Raw genomic sequence first — 18,084 nt, 5'->3', positions numbered from 1 at the left:
AAAATGAATAGACTAAGAGTATGATAAAGATAATTGGTAATATATAGGTTTAATGAGAGTTACGAATAAGGGGGTAGCGTATGAAGAAGGATTTGGATAAGAAAATAGAAGCACTCGAAACGGCAATTGAAACAATTCAAGAGGCACTTGCTGAATTAAAAGTGAAGCAAAGGGAAATAGAAGTAGAAAACGCTCAGCAACATGTTAGTAAGGAAAAGAAAGAATATATTGAAACGGTAATGGAGGAAAAGCCAAAAGAAGAAATAGTTACGATAAAAGAGCCTGTGCAAGAATATGAGGTAAAACAAGTAGATATATCTGTTTTTAAACCAGAGCCATTTAATATTATTAAGTTTTGTCAAACGTGGTTACCGCGTGTATTTGTCGGTATTATGTTGCTTGGAGTGATCTGGTTATTTAAAGCAGGAGTAGATGCTGGTTTATTAACACCAGCAATACGAATTGTGTTTGGTATCGCATTATCTATCGGTTTGTATTATATAGGAGATATTCAAATTAAAAGAGAGCGGCAGGCGTTAGGATTAGTATTGGTTGGAGGAAGTATTTCGGGGATTGTTTTAACGACGTTTGCAGCACATTATTTGTATGCATTTATTCCGGCAAGTATCGCGTTTCTCTTTAATATTGCATGGGTTATTTTAGGGATTTATTTAGCGAAAAGATATAACTCAGAATACCTTACTATCTTCGTAGCGGTAGGAGCGTTCTTCGTGCCATTCTTGTTAAATAGTACGACTCCTAATCCTTATATTTTCTTTGGATACGAGACGATATTAACACTTAGTTTATTATGGTATGGATTGAAAAATCGTTATAAATACTTATATATGATTTCTTACGCTGTCGCGGCCATTGTTCTTTTTGTCTTCTTTGCTGTTATGTCAATATTAGTAGAGAACTTGCAAATACAGTTAACGATTGTATATGGTTTGATTCATTTACTATTATTTTGGCATATGTTTACGGAGAGAAGTTTTATACCAGAACCACGTTTGGCGATATTTAGTGCGAATGCAGTTTTCTTTATACTAGCTATTGCCAAAATACCTGATTTTACAACATGGGGATTGATTATTAGTGCAATTGTGCACGCTGCTATGTTTGTGCTTGAGTATAGGAAGAATAGACATTCTACATTTACAAATCTCTTATTTGGTTTCGCAATGGGAGCATTTAGTTTAGCGATTTTATACGAGTATAGTTTAGTGAATGCAGCGATTGTACTATTATTACAAGGTTTCCTCGGCATGGTCACTTCTATTAAAGCAAAACAACAGATAAAATTGTATGTTAGTGCGACGGTTTACGCAATTGGAATGATACAGACGATTTTTAGCCCGTTTGATGAATTTATTTCGGCAGGTTTTGTTGCTCATCTTATTTTAATAGGAACGTTCTATTATTGCATGAGACAAGCGAAAGAAGTGTTAGCGAGTATGGGTAAGTATGTGTACTCTATAGTGCTCTACTGGTTAATGGTCATTGTATTTATTACAATCACTAGAATTGGTGAAGTTCTTTCTACAGATGGAAGTATAATTAGCGTATCTGTATCGTTATTATGGATGATATATGCGTTATTTGCAGTTTGGTTTGGCCGTTATAGACAGATGAATGAAATATTATATGCTGGATTAATCGTATTAGTAGTAACGGTAGGGAAGTTATTCCTACTTGACTTACCAGAGGTATCGATGATGATTAGGGCAGTGTTATTCCTAATCGTCGGTAGTATAGGTATCGTTATTTCAAGAATGTTTTTCTCGAAGGAAGAGAAGTGAGAAGAAGGCAATCCATGTATGGATTGCCTTTTTCATTATTTCTTATTAATCGTTACAGTTTCATTATATTTCGTTGTTGTATTTTGGCGTAGACGAAGAGTTGCTTGTCCAGTTGTATTTGAATCAATCTGTACATTTACAACTTTCTCAGCAGAGCCTAAGCTGTTTGTTGTGAAAGAGAAGGCACTACTATATCCAAAAGCAGATGGCCAAGTGCCGTTTGTATTTTGAATTTTTGCTACTTGTGTTCCACCAGTAGTGAATATACCTAAAGAATAGTTGTTATAAGTTGTATTAGGTAGTAAGTTGTTTACTTGAATCTTCATTTGGAAAATTTCATTGTTTGGTAGAATGCTAGGATGTGTAACGACGTAGTCGCTTGTTGTTACCGCACCGTTATAACCGTATGAACCTGGTTTAAAAGTATTTGTATTAAACCATTGATAACCCGCATTTGGTGCACTCCAAGGTTCAGGTTGTGGTTCTGTTGATAAGCTTGGCTGTTCAAATGTTTGTAGAGCTGTAGGTGAATCAAGTTGTAAACCATTTACTTGATCTAAACTTGTAAATGTCTCTTTATTCGATAACCAATTTACGATGTTTTCTAATAAAATCGCATCGTTTTCTTCTTTATAACCATCGTAAGTTTTCTTTGTTTGGCCAGAATCTTCACGAACGTACTTTGGCGTAGCATCTTCAACAGGAGAAGAGTCACCAATAAAGGCAGCTTTTCCAAGTCCTACTTTTGCAATTGCAGCATATGGGCCTTCTGCAATACCACCCCCATTATAAACGCCACTATCAACAGCGTTATTCCATTTTGATGGATTTTCTGGAAGGTAAACAAGTCCTTTTGCTAGTTTTGGGTTTGTAATTGCTAGAGTAGAACCAGCATGCATTGCTACAGAAGAAACACCTTTTGTAATTCCGAAAGATTGTTCAGGCGATACAATTGTTTTCGCTGAAACATCACCAAGTGCATTGTAGCGGAAGCGAATACCGAAGTTGTCAGATAGCCAATCAGAGCTTTCTACTCCTTGCATAGCTTGTGAATTTGCTTCTTCATTAGACATTCCTTTTGCTGGATTATCCCAAGCACCGCGTCTATATCCATTAAATACTTCAGAAGAGTCCCAGCGATTTTTATTACGATCCGCATTGTAATGATCGGCAATAAAGAAGATACTACCGCCATTTTTTACATATTGTAACATAGCGTCCTGCTCAGATTTTTTGTAAGGAATATTAGCTTCTGGAACGATAAATACATTGTAACCTTTTAAGTCTTCGTACGTAATAGGTGTTGATTTACGAAGTTCTTTTACGTGATAACCGTTTTTTGCAATGCCATTTCCGAAGTCAGAAAAGCCGCCGTCAATAACCCAGTCAGCTGTCCCAGCAGTTTGACCGTGTGTATTATCGAATAATACTTTCTTCCCATTGTTTTGATTTACAACTTTTGCAGCAATTTCAGGAGCTGGGTCTACAGAGCTTTCGGCATAAGTAGACGGTATGAACGAGGTCCCTATACTTAGTGTAATTGCTGTTGCTAAAGAAAATGTAATCCATTTTTTATTCTTCATAGAAGAATCCCCCTAATAATAAATATATGTGCTTTAATAATGTAATTTATTTTTCTGTAAAAATAAAGACGGAAAACATAAAAAATATTAAAAGATTGTAAAAATACCGTGAATTTTGTTGAGAAATATTTATATAGATATAAAAGCACCCCTTCCAAGTAATAAGGAAGGGATGCTTTGCTTAACTAATTTTTGAGTTAGGTGTTTCATCAATCTTATGAAACCCTTTCATGTAATATACGATTGCTAAGCCGATAAGCCAAATTGGGCCGACAATCAATGCAATTCGTGTATCTTCTGAATACGCCATTATACCTAGTACTAATACAAGGAAAACGAGTGAGAAATATGAGCTTAATGGGTATAAAGGCATTTTATACGATAACTTTTGTTTATTTTGAGTAGGTAAGCTTTTACGGAATTTAATTTGAGCAACTAATATAATGCCCCAAGTCCAAATTGCGCCGAAAGTTGAAATGCTAGTAAGCCATGTAAATACCTTTGCAGGTACGAGATAGTTTAATATAACACCAATGAGTAAAACGATAGCAGTTGCTACAATTCCTTGGCTTGGAATGCCATTTTTATTTAAACGACCAAATCTTTCAGGAGCTTTTTTCTGCTGAGCTAATGTAAATAGCATACGGCCTGTACTAAATAAACCACCGTTACAAGAAGAAAGAGCTGCTGTTAATACGACAAAGTTAATAATACCTGCTGCTTTTGCGATACCAATTTGCTGGAATGTTAATACGAATGGGCTTCCTTTCTCACCAAGTTCGTTCCATGGATAAATTGCCATCATAACGAATAGAGCTCCTACGTAGAACAGTAATATTCTCCAAAACACGTTATCAATTGCTTTTGCGAGTGTTTTCTTCGGATTTTGAGCTTCACCAGCTGTAACACCGATTAATTCAACGCCTAAATAAGCGAATAGTACCATCTGCATGGAGAGTAGTAATCCAGAAAAACCATTTGGGAACCAGCCACCATGTGACCAAAGATTTGAAATACCAGTAGCGATACCACCGTTTCCGAATCCGAATAAAATAATACCAGCGCCGACAACTATCATACAGATAATTGTGACAATTTTAATGAGAGCAAACCAAAACTCAAGTTCTCCAAATACTTTTACCGATAAGAAGTTAAAAGCGCTCATTAACAATAGAGCAAGTAACGCCCAAGTCCAGCGCGGGATATCTGGAAACCAGTACTGCATGTAAATGCCAGCTGCTGTAATTTCAGCCATACAAGTAACAACCCATAAGAACCAGTAATTCCAGCCAGTAATATAACCAGCGAGTGGGCCGATATAATCATATGCATATTTACTAAAAGAACCGGCAACAGGTTGTTCAATTGCCATTTCCCCGAGAGCTCGCATGATGAAAAAAATAACGAGTCCGGCAATCATATAGCCTAGTAAAATAGAAGGACCGGCTAGTTTAATAGCGGAAGCAGATCCTAAAAATAGCCCAACGCCAATAGCTGAGCCAAGTGACATTAAAGTAATATGTCGTTCTTTTAAACCACGATTTAAAGTTCCAGATTTGTTTGTGTGCTGCATAAGAAGAATCCCCCTTGTAGAGTGAACAATATTTGAATGCGTTTACTAAATATTTAACTATTTCAAATTATAAAACATTTCTATCTGTTATGCTACAAAAATAATCATAATGAACTGTACTACATCTGTACTTGTCAGACTTAAACTTAAAATTCGAACTATTAGGGAATATATTGACTCTTCTTTTTATTGATTGTTAAGATTAAGTATTATATTTTCTCACATACTAGTAAGAAAAGAATGTGTGATAATAATTCAGGTGTAGGAAGGGTACATAAGCATGTTTCAATTACAAAAATATAACACTTCTGTGAAGCAAGAGTTTTTAGCTGGCATCACAACTTTTTTTACATTTGCGTATATTCTTGTCATCAATCCAAAAATATTATCTGATGCAGGTGTACCATTTGACCAAGCGTTTACAGCAACAATTATTGCAACCGTTGTTGGAACAGTAGGTATGACAATTTTCGCGAATTACCCGATTGTTATTGCTCCAGCTATGGGAATGAATGCATATTTTGCTTATTCTGTTGTACAGAAGGCAGAAGGGATTACATATGTAGTTGCCTTTTCAGCTGTATTTGTAACGGGGATTATTTTTCTTTTATTATCTTTTACTTCGTTTAGGCAAAAGTTAATTTTAGCAATTCCTGATAGTTTAAAGCATGCAATTGCAGGTGGAATTGGACTATTTATTGCTTTTATTGGATTGCGCCTTTCTGGAATTATCGTGGATCATCCTTCTAATTTAGTTACGATTGGTGATTTTCATTCTCCAGCTGTTATTTTAACTTTAATTGGTTTAATATTAGCGGCGGTATTAATGGCATTACGTGTGAGTGGTGCATTATTTATTAGTATGATTGTGACAGGAGTTATCGCCTTCTTTACAGGGCAATTGAAGTTTGCTGATAAAATTGTGGCGATGCCTCATTTGCCAGAGGGTATTATCGTTTCAAACCCAATCAATGCATTTTCAGATGTAATTGAATACGGATTATATGGTGTTGTATTTTCATTTTTACTTGTACTTTTATTCGATACAACAGGTGCATTACTTGGTTTAATTAAACAAGCAGGTTTAATTACAGACAATACAGAGAAGCGTTTTGGTAAAGCGTTTATTGCAGATGCAATTGGCGGGACTACAGGTTCTATCTTTGGAACAAGCCCAACAGCAGCGACGATTGAATCGTCAGCAGGTATTGCTGCAGGTGGGAAAACTGGATTAACAGGGATTGTAGTTGTTGGTCTAACAATTATAACGGCATTTTTCAGTCCTGTTATTGCTTCTTTATCAAGTGTAGCCGCTATTACAGCTCCTTCATTAATTATAGTAGGTAGTTTAATGGCACAAAGCATTCGAGATATTAATTGGAATGAATTTGAAGATGCGTTACCAGCATTTTTGATTTTTATAGGTATTCCGTTAACGTCTAGTATTGCAAATGGAATTGCAATTGGATTTTTAGTATATCCAGTTTTGAAAATTGTGAAGGGTAAAGGAAAGGAAGTACATCCATTACTATACTTATTTACAATTTTATTTGGATGTCATTTATTCTTATAATATAGATATAGGAGAGGGAGCTTCTTATGAGAGGCTCCTTTTTTGTGTATAATAAAGTGAAACTATAGGCAGTAGTGGGGATTTATCCCCACTGTGTATTAGCCCGCATCAATCGGGATAATGTCGAAATTAAATTAATTTCGTAAAATATAAATTACCTAATGGAATATATATGTTACAATAAAGGTAGAGGAGGAACATGAATGGCTGTAAGTAAAATAAAAGTCGCGCGTGTTCAGTTAGATTTAACACAGCAACAATTAGCAGAAAAAGTAGGCGTTACAAGGCAAACGATTAGTTTAATTGAGAAGGGGAAATACAATCCATCTTTAGATTTATGTTTGAAAATTTGTTATGCAGTAGATAAAACGTTGAATGAGTTGTTTTGGGAGGAAAAGGAGTGATAGGGTGAAAATCGTGAAAGATGAACGTTTAATGATTGAGGGGTTAAAACACATTAGGTTAGTTTTCATCTTACAAAATATCATCATACTAGGCATTGTTTTTTACCGTTATGTTTTGCAAGGAGCAGGATATGAAAGTGTTTCGGATCTATTAATGGTATTTATGGGCGGGATCGTAGCCATTAACTTCTTAAATTTAAAACATTCTGTAGAGGCATATGAGCATACAGGTGGGGTATCACGTAGCTATTTCATGAAACTATTATTCATTCCGGTAGGTATTGTTATTGGACTGTTAGCTATTTGTATTATTGTAACACCGGATATTTCGATAAAAGCAATCAGTATAACAGCATTTATTATGTTTGCTTGTTTTTTAGTTCCTAGTTTATTTATCTACATATATATGAAAAAGATAAAAAGTGAAGATTGAAATATAAGAAAGGCTTTCCCGTATTGAGGAAAGCCTTTCTTATATCTTTTTATACAGTACTTTATGAAGGCCAATCGGTTCAATTTCAAAGATTTCACCATGCTCCTGAAAGTCTAATCGCTTGTAATAGTCAGTTACAGTAATACGGCCATTACACCATAGGATGTTTGCTTTCCGTTCTTTTAAAATTTGTTCTGCCTTCTGAATTAAGGAGCTTCCAGCTCTTTTGTTTCTAAAGTTAGGTAATGTTGCCATTCCTCGTAGTCTATAATGGATGCCATTTTGTAAACCAGGATATATTTCTTTTGAGAAGGAAGCGATGCTAATCAACTCATCATTTATAAAGGCACCTAAGTGGAATGTGTCTTTTTCGTAGTCAGAAGAGTATTTACAGTCTGCTAGGGACTGATTGGGACGCAACACCGCTTGGCGTAATAAGTGTGTCTCGGATGCTTCAATATACTGCACAGTAATCATATTATCATCCTTTCTTATAAACCCTTTTCTATAAGTTGTATAAAGAAGTATGCAGGTGCAGCGAGAAGGCCGAGTATACTAGCGACTCCGAGAAGGAGTGAAAGTAAAAGGCATGAGTATTTAACTCCATTTGATTTTTTCCAACCATAGCTGCAAATTTCAATGCTAACACCGATGAGAATAATGGCGACGAGTACTTCCGCTAATAATAAGAGAGCTAAAGTTACAATAGACATAATGTAATCCATCCTCATAATATGTGATAGTAACATTTTACCATATGAAATTAAAAAGATGCCCCTTAATTATGTGAGGGGCATCTTTTTACTCTAATATGTTTTTTAGTGTATCGATATGCTCTTTTGAGCCTGTTACAAGTAATGTATCGCCGTGTTGTAGTCTTGTATCACCATGTGGTATTAATGCTTTATTACCGCGGTAGATTTGAATGACAAGTACATCACCTAAAAACGGAAGGCGGCGAAGCGCAATGCCGTTATATTTATTGCTGCGTAGTTCAACTTCGCGTACTGTTTCGTTTGCTGTTGTAATTAAGCGAACGAGACTAGGTTTATCAATAAGTGCACGTAATAAAATACGTGTAGAGTTAATTGTTGAGAATACAGCGATATGTTCTTGCGTTGCTTTTTCTTGTAGAAGTGGATCTTCTACACTTGCAATAACATGTTCAACACCTAGCTCTTTTGCATGTTCTGCTAATAATAAGTTTTGTTCATCATCGCTTGTTGCAACAACGACGCGATCTGCATCAAATGCTGTTTGTTCAGTTAATGATGCGATTGTGATGTCATCTAATTTCACGATAGGGAAGTCATGCGATTTCGCTTCCTCATCATTTATTTTGTTTTGACGCATCATATATAGCGTTACGCCATAATCTTCTCGTTTTAAATCTAGTGATAACGGAAGGGTAATTCTGCTCGCGCCAATAATAGCTACTTTTGGTTTTGGTGTTTCTACTTTTGGGAACATTTTTTTAAACAATATAGGTGCAAAAATACAAGTAATAACTGCGCTTAAAATAAGAGAGGCAGATAAACTTGGACTGATGATCCCTAGTTTTTCACCAATTTGTGCAGCCGCAATAACTAAAGAAAGTGTCGATGTTAATAAGATTGCACTTCCAAGTACGATATTACGTGGATACCATTTTCGTAAGACGAGTGATGGTAAGAGTTTTGAAATAAAGAGTCCTACAATTAAGATTGGGATCATTAGCATGCTAGAAGGTTCTTTAAAAATAGACCATACCTCTAGATTTACACCAACCATTACGAAGAAAATAGGGATGAAGAAACCATAGCCGATAGAATCAAGTTTTTCCACCATATCTTCATTGGGTGATAATAACGATACAAGTACACCTGCTAAGAAGGCACCTAAAATATTTTCTGCTCCAACAGATTCCGATAACCCAACTAAGATTAAAATGAGTGCAAAAACAGCCCGTGTATCAATTTGTACACTACCAGCTTTTAAACTATCTAAGTATGGAATGTTTTTAAAGCGTTTTGCAATAAAGTAAATGACAATACCGGCACCGAATAGAAGAAGTAAGAGCCACATACTTTGGCCGCTTTCGGAATTTAATCCGACGAAAACGGCGAGTAAAATCATTGTAACTAAGTCTGCAATAACAGCAACTAATAAAATGATTTGTCCGATCGCAGTTTTTCCTAGGTTGTTCTCTTTTAGTGTTGGTACAACAACACCTAAAGAAATAGTTGAAATAATTAAAGTCATGAACATTGCATTATCTACAAATCCTAGCCATACGAATAGTAATGATAGGGCATAAGATAAGATGAAAATAAATAAGAAGATAATGCTTGCTGCTTGAAATGTATTTGGCTCGTTTGTCGTATTTTTTTTCCCTTTTTGTTTAAAGATAGAAAAATCAATTTCTAAACCGCTTAAGAACATGAGGAAGATAAATCCTAATGTTGATAAAACTTGAAGCCATATATCTGGCTCAATAATATTAAACCCACTTTTACCTACAAAGATTCCTGCAATAATTTCTGCAACGACAACAGGAAGTGCTTTTAATTTAAAGCGTTGTAACAAAAGGGGAACGAAAAACGCGATTGCAACGACAACCATAAGTGATAGAACAGAAGTATGATGTTCCATTGCGTTCTCTCCCTTCAAATAAATATAGTACCTATTTAGCCATATAATAGGTAGAAAAGCAACGCATATGGATTCGATTTCATAAAGAAAGACTTTTCTTAACATTTGTCATAATAAGTATATTTTTCATGATTCTGTTGTTAATTCCGTAATGTGGATGTAATGGGGGAGGAGAATAAAAAAAGACTGCTGAGATTCCTCAGCAGTCTTTTTCATGTACATTACATTGAGAAGAAAATCCATACAGTTAAACCAACTGTTGCAGTTGCAACGAAGAAACTGTATATCATTGTAAGAATTTGAACTCTTCCTTCTCCTTCTTTTAAATGCATGAACATAATTAATTGTAACAATGCTTGCGCAACAGCCATTATGATAATAGTTGTTAAGACTGTTGAAAGTGGCAATGTTGTGTAAAGTGCCACGTATAACGCTAGAAACGTTAATGCAAGCGATAAAATAAATCCGAAAACGTGTGACCAAGGGAATCCGCTATGCGCATGCCCGTTTGCTTGATTGTTGTTTTGAGCCATCTACGCCACCATCCCGTTCAAGTAAACTAGTGTGTAAATAAAGACCCAAACAAGATCAAGGAAATGCCAGTATAAGCTGATAATGAATACTTTACGAGCTGTAACTGGTGTTAAACCTCGTTTTAAAATTTGGATAATAACACAAATTGCCCAAATGATACCGCCTGTTACGTGGGCTCCATGCGTTCCAAGAAGAACGAAGAATGCAGATAGGAAAGCACTTGTTTGAATTGTTGCGCCTTCACCGATGTACATAATGAACTCTTCGATTTCAAAGAATAGGAAACCTGCACCTAAAAGTAATGTAAGGATGAACCATCCAAGCATTGCTTTTTGGTTGTGCTTACGCATTTCGTGAATTACGATACCACATGTGAAACTACTTGTTAAAAGTAGTAATGTTTGAATTAAAAGCGTTTTAAGTTCAAACAGTTGCGCTGGAGTTGGGCCATCTGCCGTACGACCAGCAAGGACTAGATAAGAGGCGAAAAGTGTTGCGAACAGCATAATTTCAGCCCCAAGAAAAATCCAGAATCCTAGGATATTCAATCTGCTTTGTTCGGATTGATATTCCAAAGGTAAGCTTTTATCTAAAGCCGCCATGTCATTTCACCTCTCATGCTATATGTTCTGTTTCTTTAATTTCATCAACACTTACGTAGTAGCCATCATCATAATCGAATGAACGATAGATTAAGCAAGCTAAAATACCAACGCCGCCGATTGCTGCAAGCCAGAACCAGCTAAATACTAATGCGAAACCTGCAAGACCGAAGAATAAAGACGCAATAATAGGCACACCAGAGTTACTTGGCATGTGAATTGGTTTGATATCTTCTGCTGCTGGTGTAACTGTTTCTCCGCGTTTTTTCATGTACCAGAAAGCATCAGCTTCTTTGATTTCTGGAAGTTTCGCGAAGTTGTAATGTTGTACAGGAGATTGAGTTGCCCATTCAAGTGTACGGCCATCCCATGGATCTCCAGTTGTGTCACGTTCACCGTGACGTGCACTCCAAATTACGTTGTAGCAAAGAAGTAGGAAGCCAATACCCATCATTACCGCACCAACAGATGCGATTTGGTTTAGCCATCCCCATCCAAGACTTTCAGAGTAAGTGTACATACGACGAGTCATACCGTCTAAACCTAAGAAGTACATTGGGAAGAAACAGATGTTGAATCCGCTCATAAAGATCCAGAATGTCCATTTACCTAGGCGTTCATTTAACATATGACCAGTCATTTTTGGATACCAGAATGTGAATCCAGCAAGCATAGCGAATACTGTACCTGCAATTAATACGTAGTGGAAGTGAGCGATTAGGAAGTAGCTGTTATGGTATTGATAATCAGCTGCTGCCATTCCAAGCATAACCCCTGTAACCCCACCGACTACGAAGTTTGGAATAAATGCCAATGACCAAAGCATTGGAACTGTAAAACGGATACGTCCTTTATACAGTGTAAACAACCAGTTAAAGATCTTAACACCGGTTGGAATCGAAATCGCCATTGTCGAAATCGAGAAGAATGAGTTAACCGCTGGACCTGCACCCATCGTGAAGAAGTGGTGAAGCCATACGACGAAACTTAGTAAAGAAATTGCAACCATTGAGTATACCATCGCACTGTAACCGAATAGACGCTTACGTGAGAATGTACTAATGATTTCAGAGAAAATACCGAATGCCGGTAAAATAACGATATATACTTCAGGATGACCCCATACCCAGAACAGGTTGGCCCATAACATCGGCATACCGCCGCTCGCCATCGTAAAGAAGTGAGCATCGAATAGACGGTCAAATGTCATTAATGCAAGAGCAACTGTTAATACTGGGAAAGCAAAAATAATGATAATTGTTGTAATTAAGATTGACCAAGTAAACATTGGCATTCTCATTAAAGTCATACCAGGTGTACGCATTTTTAAGATAGTAACAAGGAAGTTAATACCGGTCATTAGCGTACCGAGACCTGAAATCTGTAATGCAATTGCGTAGTAGTTATTTCCTACGCCTGAAGTAAACTCTGTACCTGCCATTGGGAAGTAAGAAGTCCACCCAGCGTCTGGAGAACCACCGATTACGAAAGCGATGTTGAATAACATTGCTCCGACAAAGAATAACCAGAAACTTAAAGCATTTAAGAACGGATATGCAACATCACGAGCACCAATTTGTAATGGTACTACAAGGTTCATTAATCCCATAACGAATGGCATTGCCATGAAAAGAATCATTACTGTACCATGCGTTGTAAAGATTCCGTTATAGTGTTCAGCGTTTAAATAAGTTGTTTCTGGGAATGTTAACTGTGCACGGATCATTAAACCATCCATACCACCACGGAATAACATGATAACCGCAGAAATAATATACATGGCTCCGATTTTTTTATGGTCAACAGTTGTCAACCATTCGTCCCAAAGCCATTTCCATTTTTTATACTTTGTTAGTACGAAAATGATTGCTAATGTCACAAGAACGATAGAAGCGTCTGCACCGTAAATAATCGGGTCACCTGTGACAAAGAATTCATCAAGCTTCACTGTGTTCACTCCAATCTGTTGGAATAATAGCTATTATTTTTTGTTTTTGTAGTAGTTGTAATCACAATATTCAAGTGATTTTGGATCTACATAACTTAAGTGGTGACTAGAGAACGTCATGCGTCCAACTACACCAGGTTTAATAATTTCGTTGTATTTCTGTTCTGTTAACTTATCAGCAGTTTGTTGTACTTCTTTAACCCACTTGTCATATTTCTCTTTAGTTTTCGCTTCAACTTCGAACTCCATGTGAGTGAATCCTTCACCAGAGAAGTTCGCACTACGACCTAGGTAAGAACCTGGTTTATCAGCTTGTAAATAAAGATCCATAATCATGCCATCCATTGTGTACTTCATACCACCAAGTTCTGGTACCCAGAAAGCATTCATTGGGCCGACAGAAGTCAGTTTGAATTGAATTGGTACACCAGCTGGGATGTTTAAATAGTTAACGGTTTCAATTTTTTCCTCTGGGTAACTGAATAACCATTTCCAGTTTGCAGATGTAACATAAATTTCAACTGGTTTAATATGTTTGGACTCTTTCGGAACCTCTTCCGAAGCATAAGTTGCTTTTACTGTTGGAATCGATAATGCGATAACGATAATAACAGGAACAAGCGTCCAAATAATTTCTAGTAATGTGTTACCGTGTTGTTCAGGTGGCTCATAGTCCATATTCTCTGGTTTTTCACGATAACGAATCAAGATGACTGTAAACAGAATGAATACAATTGCGATAATTAATGACATAAGCAAGAATGACCAAACAATTAAATCATACTGTGCTTTTGCAACAGGTCCTTGCGGATTTAATACTGCGAGTTTTTTATCACAGCCACCGAGGAACAGAAGTAATGATAACGGAAGAAGCGAAGCCAACTTCCAAAACGCTTTCTTTAGTTGCACGATTGAAAATCTCCTTTCTCCTTGGATTGAAACTATGCCAATAAAACAATATAAACCTATTAATTTATAGAAGGCAATAGTTTTTGATATATTGTTAAAAAATAGACACAAATGCACACTTTTTAAGGTGAATATCATTTGTAACTTGATTACATTGTAAACTATTTTCCAGAGAAAAACGTGATTGTGAAAATTTTAAGATAAATAAAGTTATACCAGGATATCCAAGAAATAGAAAAAAGCTATCTTATGATAAGAAAGATAGCTGAATATTTTGTATATTTAGTTTATTTCTTGTGTGACAGTTCGTGGCTGTTCAAGTTTGACAATTTTTTTATATTTAACTTGGTATAAAATGTAACAAATAATCATGAATGGAATGCCACAATAAAGAGCAATTCTTTGATCTGGAATGAAAGCCAAACTAACAAATGTAATGAAATTGAGCGAGAACGCTACGATTGGAACTAGTGGATAGAGCGGTGTACGATATTTTAAATCATTTATGTCGCCACCATTTTTCACGAAATTTCTACGGAAGAAAAACTGTGAAGCGGCGATTGACATCCACACGACAACAGCAGCCATTGCTGCAATAGATGTTAAAACTAGAAAGACAGTATCTGCCGCAAATACACTTGTTAATAAGGAAAGGCTAGCGAAAATTAGGCTGAAAATTAATGCATTTAGCGGTACACCTTTTTTAGTTAATTTCGTAAATGCTGGACTTGCCATTCCTTGTTTTGCCATCGCCCACAGCATACGAGAATTTGCGTATAGACCAGAGTTAGCAACGGATAATACAGCTGTAATAATAACAAAGTTCATAATGTCTGCTGCATATGGGACACCGGCTACATCAAATACAAGTACAAAGGGACTTTCGACTAGATTAGCCTCTTGCCACGGGAGTAAACCTACAACAACTGATATCGCTAAGACGAAGAAGAAGAGAGTTCGCCAAATTGTATTTTTGATTGCTTTTGGAATTGTTTTTTCAGGATTTTCACTTTCTCCTGAAGCGATTCCGATTAATTCTGTTCCTTGGAAGGAGTAATTTACCGTAATCATCGTAAGAAGAACAGCTAATGCACCGTTTGGAAATAGCCCGCCATTTTCAGTGAAATTATGAAGCATTGGAGCTGGCTTTCCATTAAAGTCTAGTAGACCGAACATAACAGCGCCACCAAGTACGATGAAAATAACAATTGTTGCGACTTTTACACTTGCGAACCAAAACTCTGCTTCTGCATATGCTTTTGCTGATAAAGCGTTTACGAGAAAGAGCGCTGCTGCAAATGTAACGCACCAAATCCATGAAGAAACGTCTGGAAACCAGCGTTTCATTAAAATACTTACAGTTGTTAACTCTACGCCAACTGTAACAGCCCAATTTAGCCAATACATCCAACCGACAACAAATCCAAAACCAGGTGAAATGAATTTGCTTGCATAGCTTTGGAATGAACCTGCTTCTGGCATAGCAACGGATAATTCACCAAGACATAACATCGTTAAATACATAACAAATCCACCGACTAAAAATGCAAGAATAGCACCACCAGGTCCGGCATTATGGACAATTTGACCAGATCCCATAAATAGCCCGGTTCCGATAACACCGCCGAGTGCAATCATAAATAGGTGTCTACTTTTCATTGTTCGTTTTAAATCTGTTTGTTCAATTTGTTGATTCATATGCCCCTCACCCCGTATTTTCTTGAATGTGTGAACTTCGTTTTATTCTGAGTTTTTAATCATTAGTGGGGGATGCAACACACTCGGTTTATTTACTATGAAATGAATGGAGTATGTAAATAAACGAACTATGACTAAATACTCTAAGAATGTTTGTTAACATGGTGATATCTTCACTATGTTAACAATTTTGATTTTAGCAAAATATTCTGGAAATGTATATTTATTTTTCTTTTTATTAAAAATAATTAGAATTTTTATAATTAATTCTATGAGCGATAATTCACATGATCTTTCTAGCAAACTAGTAAGAAGAAGGGTACAATGATAAGAGTTGTGTCTGTAAAATAATAATTAATGGAGTTTTGTTTATAATGAAAAAGTTAAAATATCTTTTTGTTTTTGGGATTATACTTGCTGCTGCATTTTTTATAGGGAAAGATAAAATCATGCAAAAGGCGCAAGTTCTACGCTTAGAGTTTCTATCTGAAATGAAAGAAGCAGCTATGATTGAGGATGTTCCGTTTATTAAACAATTACCAGAATTACCCCGAGGATGTGAAGTGACAAGTTTAGCTATGTTGTTGCAATATAAAGGTGTACAAGTAGATAAGATGCAACTTGCTAGCGAAATTCATCGCGTTCCATTCGAACAAAATGGCGTACGGGGAAATCCTTACGAAGGGTTTGTTGGAAATATTTATACAAAGGCAGAGCCTGGATATGGTGTATATAATCAACCGATTTTTAATTTGGCAGAAAAATATGTTCCTGAAAAAGTAATTAATTTAACAGGTAGAGACATGCAAGATATATATAAAGTAATTAGTTCTGGTTCTCCAGTATGGGTCATTATTAATACGACGTTTAAGCCGCTAGCTGAAAGTAGTTTTGAAACATGGAATACGAGTTCAGGTGAAGTGAAAATTACATATTATGAGCATAGTGCAGTAGTAATTGGATATGATCAAAACTTTGTATATGTAAATGATCCTCTTAAAAATAATCCGCGTTTGGCTGTTCCGCGAGCAGAATTTGAGAAAGCTTGGGAGCAAATGGGAAAACAAGCAATTACTATTTTATAATAATGAAAAAGTCATCTTTTGGGTGGCTTTTTCTTTTTGAGTTATTATTACGGAAAATTCAGAAGATTCTTTTAAAAGTTAACAATTCACGTTATAATAACATTTAACTTGGTGAAGAAGGAGTGAAGGGGTATGGATGTTGCAAAAGAATTTGTTTTGTCAAAAAATCAGTTAGTTGAGTGGAGAAGGCATTTTCATAAGTATCCAGAGTTATCTTTTCAAGAAGAAAAAACATCGCAGTTTGTGTTCGATATACTTCGGAAATTCCCATATTTAGAAGTGTCACGGCCGACTAAATATAGTGTGATGGCAAAGTTAGTAGGTAAACATCCGGGCAAAACAGTTGCGGTTCGAGCTGATATGGATGCTCTTCCTATTCATGAAGAAAATGAGTTTGATTTTATTTCTACATACAAAGGTGTAATGCATGCATGTGGTCATGATGGACATATAGCGATATTACTTGGGGTTGTACATAAGTTAGTAGAAGAAAGAGAGAAGATTAAAGGGGAGATTCGTTTTCTATTCCAACATGCTGAAGAAAATTTTCCTGGTGGTGCAGAGGAGATGGTTGCTGCAGGTGTAATGGAAGGTGTGGATTATATTATTGGTGCTCACCTTTGGGCGTCGTTAGAGGTTGGGAAAATAGGTGTTATTTATGGTCCTGCAATGGCTGCACCGGATGTTTTTAAAATTAAGATAGAGGGAAAAGGTGGACATGCTGGAATCCCTCATGAAACGGTGGATAGTATCGCAATCGGAACACAATTCGTTTCGCAACTTCAGCAAATTGTATCTCGCCTCACGAATCCATTAGATTCGCTCGTAATATCTGTTACGCAATTTCATGCGGGGACAACTCATAATGTAATACCAGAGCAAGCCGAGATTGAAGGGACAGTGAGAAGTTTAAGACATGAATTACGAGGTGAAACAGAGAAGAAGATTGAGCGGATTGTGAAGTATATTACGGAATCTTACGGAGCGAAATATACATTTTCATATGAATATGGATATCGACCAGTTGTAAATGACTATGAAGCTACAGAGCTTATTGAACAAACGGCATTACAACTTTATGGAAGGGATAGAGTTGTTCGTTTACAGCCAACGATGGCTGGAGAAGATTTTTCAGCGTTTTTACAAAAGGCACCGGGGACATTCTTTTTTATCGGAGCAGGAAATAAAGAGAAAGGTATTATATATCCTCACCATCACCCTCGTTTTACGATTGACGAAGATGCATTACCGATTGGAGTGGAAGTCTTTGTATCAGCCATTATGAACTTTATAAGTAAAGGAGAATGAG

At 36.3% G+C, this 18,084-nt stretch carries 16 protein-coding genes; 6 read left to right on the top strand and 10 right to left on the bottom strand.

Annotation, left to right across the window (positions count from 1 at the left end):
- Positions 1–80 precede the first annotated feature (80 nt).
- Entirely contained in the window at positions 81–1,802 is a 1,722-nt protein-coding gene (locus tag AC1Q8M_RS25120) for a DUF2339 domain-containing protein (protein WP_016513637.1), read from the top strand.
- A 35-nt stretch (positions 1,803–1,837) separates the two neighbouring features.
- Here AC1Q8M_RS25120 and AC1Q8M_RS25115 read toward each other — a convergent pair whose 3' ends face one another.
- Positions 1,838–3,385 carry a DNA-binding protein gene (locus AC1Q8M_RS25115; RefSeq protein WP_000791513.1) on the bottom strand — a complete coding sequence of 516 codons (1,548 nt, stop codon included), beginning with the start codon at positions 3,383–3,385 and terminating at the stop codon, positions 1,838–1,840.
- 181 nt (positions 3,386–3,566) lie between these two features.
- The gene (locus tag AC1Q8M_RS25110) at positions 3,567–4,958 is read right to left on the bottom strand and encodes an amino acid permease (RefSeq protein WP_001164892.1); all 1,392 of its coding nucleotides are present in this window, start codon (positions 4,956–4,958) and stop codon (positions 3,567–3,569) included.
- Between the two features lie 280 nt (positions 4,959–5,238).
- On the opposite strand from AC1Q8M_RS25110, the gene AC1Q8M_RS25105 reads away from it, so the two are divergent.
- The 3 genes from AC1Q8M_RS25105 (at position 5,239) to AC1Q8M_RS25095 (ending at position 7,368) form a co-directional block, all read left to right on the top strand.
- The gene (locus AC1Q8M_RS25105) at positions 5,239–6,531 is read left to right on the top strand and encodes an NCS2 family permease (protein ID WP_098855712.1); all 1,293 of its coding nucleotides are present in this window, start codon (positions 5,239–5,241) and stop codon (positions 6,529–6,531) included.
- A 203-nt stretch (positions 6,532–6,734) separates the two neighbouring features.
- Entirely contained in the window at positions 6,735–6,935 is a 201-nt protein-coding gene (locus AC1Q8M_RS25100; protein WP_000301184.1) for a helix-turn-helix transcriptional regulator, read from the top strand.
- Between the two features lie 4 nt (positions 6,936–6,939).
- Positions 6,940–7,368, top strand: coding sequence for a hypothetical protein (locus AC1Q8M_RS25095; protein WP_098361498.1), 429 nt, complete (start codon positions 6,940–6,942; stop codon positions 7,366–7,368).
- Positions 7,369–7,407: 39 nt separating this feature from the next.
- Here AC1Q8M_RS25095 and AC1Q8M_RS25090 read toward each other — a convergent pair whose 3' ends face one another.
- The 8 genes from AC1Q8M_RS25090 to AC1Q8M_RS25055 form a co-directional block, all read right to left on the bottom strand.
- A complete protein-coding gene (locus AC1Q8M_RS25090) occupies positions 7,408–7,845 on the bottom strand; it encodes a GNAT family N-acetyltransferase (RefSeq protein WP_098284480.1) in 438 nt (145 codons plus the stop codon).
- A gap of 14 nt (positions 7,846–7,859) precedes the next feature.
- Positions 7,860–8,117, bottom strand: a complete 258-nt coding sequence (locus tag AC1Q8M_RS25085; RefSeq protein WP_141532441.1) for a DUF4022 family protein — start codon at positions 8,115–8,117, stop codon at positions 7,860–7,862.
- Positions 8,118–8,169: 52 nt separating this feature from the next.
- Complete coding sequence (locus AC1Q8M_RS25080; protein ID WP_492334207.1) at positions 8,170–9,999, bottom strand: monovalent cation:proton antiporter family protein; 1,830 nt, start codon at positions 9,997–9,999, stop codon at positions 8,170–8,172.
- A gap of 221 nt (positions 10,000–10,220) precedes the next feature.
- The gene (qoxD, locus tag AC1Q8M_RS25075) at positions 10,221–10,532 is read right to left on the bottom strand and encodes a cytochrome aa3 quinol oxidase subunit IV (RefSeq protein WP_000068425.1); all 312 of its coding nucleotides are present in this window, start codon (positions 10,530–10,532) and stop codon (positions 10,221–10,223) included.
- The gene (gene qoxC, locus AC1Q8M_RS25070; RefSeq protein WP_000729313.1) at positions 10,533–11,135 is read right to left on the bottom strand and encodes a cytochrome aa3 quinol oxidase subunit III; all 603 of its coding nucleotides are present in this window, start codon (positions 11,133–11,135) and stop codon (positions 10,533–10,535) included.
- Between the two features lie 13 nt (positions 11,136–11,148).
- Positions 11,149–13,083: a cytochrome aa3 quinol oxidase subunit I gene (gene qoxB / locus AC1Q8M_RS25065; protein ID WP_000762374.1), complete on the bottom strand. Its 1,935-nt coding sequence runs from the start codon at positions 13,081–13,083 to the stop codon at positions 11,149–11,151.
- Between the two features lie 33 nt (positions 13,084–13,116).
- Positions 13,117–13,992, bottom strand: coding sequence for a cytochrome aa3 quinol oxidase subunit II (locus AC1Q8M_RS25060; protein ID WP_001176166.1), 876 nt, complete (start codon positions 13,990–13,992; stop codon positions 13,117–13,119).
- Between the two features lie 282 nt (positions 13,993–14,274).
- A complete protein-coding gene (locus tag AC1Q8M_RS25055) occupies positions 14,275–15,690 on the bottom strand; it encodes an amino acid permease (RefSeq protein WP_098361497.1) in 1,416 nt (471 codons plus the stop codon).
- 374 nt (positions 15,691–16,064) lie between these two features.
- Here AC1Q8M_RS25055 and AC1Q8M_RS25050 point away from each other — a divergent pair, with 374 nt between their 5' ends.
- On the top strand, positions 16,065–16,775 hold the full coding sequence (locus tag AC1Q8M_RS25050; protein WP_000734491.1) for a C39 family peptidase: 711 nt from the start codon (positions 16,065–16,067) through the stop codon (positions 16,773–16,775).
- A gap of 132 nt (positions 16,776–16,907) precedes the next feature.
- Complete coding sequence (locus AC1Q8M_RS25045; RefSeq protein ID WP_097822392.1) at positions 16,908–18,083, top strand: amidohydrolase; 1,176 nt, start codon at positions 16,908–16,910, stop codon at positions 18,081–18,083.
- The last annotated feature ends 1 nt before the right edge of the window (position 18,084 follow it).

It is taken from the genome of Bacillus sp. GW823-FHT06A10 (assembly GCF_058795375.1).
The sequence above is the reverse complement of the archived record's forward strand: the minus strand, read 5'-3'. Positions and strand labels throughout refer to the sequence as shown.

Excerpts from the sequence above, each read along its gene's own strand:
- AC1Q8M_RS25115 (WP_000791513.1), bottom strand. The coding sequence starts at position 3,385 with ATGAAGAATAAAAAATGGATTACATTTTCTTTAGCAACAGCAATTACA.
- qoxC (WP_000729313.1), bottom strand. The coding sequence starts at position 11,135 with ATGGCGGCTTTAGATAAAAGCTTACCTTTGGAATATCAATCCGAACAA.
- AC1Q8M_RS25090 (WP_098284480.1), bottom strand. The coding sequence starts at position 7,845 with ATGATTACTGTGCAGTATATTGAAGCATCCGAGACACACTTATTACGC.
- AC1Q8M_RS25100 (WP_000301184.1), top strand. The coding sequence starts at position 6,735 with ATGGCTGTAAGTAAAATAAAAGTCGCGCGTGTTCAGTTAGATTTAACA.
- AC1Q8M_RS25105 (WP_098855712.1), top strand. The coding sequence starts at position 5,239 with ATGTTTCAATTACAAAAATATAACACTTCTGTGAAGCAAGAGTTTTTA.
- AC1Q8M_RS25085 (WP_141532441.1), bottom strand. The coding sequence starts at position 8,117 with ATGTTACTATCACATATTATGAGGATGGATTACATTATGTCTATTGTA.
- AC1Q8M_RS25120 (WP_016513637.1), top strand. The coding sequence starts at position 81 with ATGAAGAAGGATTTGGATAAGAAAATAGAAGCACTCGAAACGGCAATT.
- AC1Q8M_RS25050 (WP_000734491.1), top strand. The coding sequence starts at position 16,065 with ATGAAAAAGTTAAAATATCTTTTTGTTTTTGGGATTATACTTGCTGCT.
- qoxD (WP_000068425.1), bottom strand. The coding sequence starts at position 10,532 with ATGGCTCAAAACAACAATCAAGCAAACGGGCATGCGCATAGCGGATTC.
- AC1Q8M_RS25110 (WP_001164892.1), bottom strand. The coding sequence starts at position 4,958 with ATGCAGCACACAAACAAATCTGGAACTTTAAATCGTGGTTTAAAAGAA.
- AC1Q8M_RS25080 (WP_492334207.1), bottom strand. The coding sequence starts at position 9,999 with ATGGAACATCATACTTCTGTTCTATCACTTATGGTTGTCGTTGCAATC.
- AC1Q8M_RS25045 (WP_097822392.1), top strand. The coding sequence starts at position 16,908 with ATGGATGTTGCAAAAGAATTTGTTTTGTCAAAAAATCAGTTAGTTGAG.
- AC1Q8M_RS25055 (WP_098361497.1), bottom strand. The coding sequence starts at position 15,690 with ATGAATCAACAAATTGAACAAACAGATTTAAAACGAACAATGAAAAGT.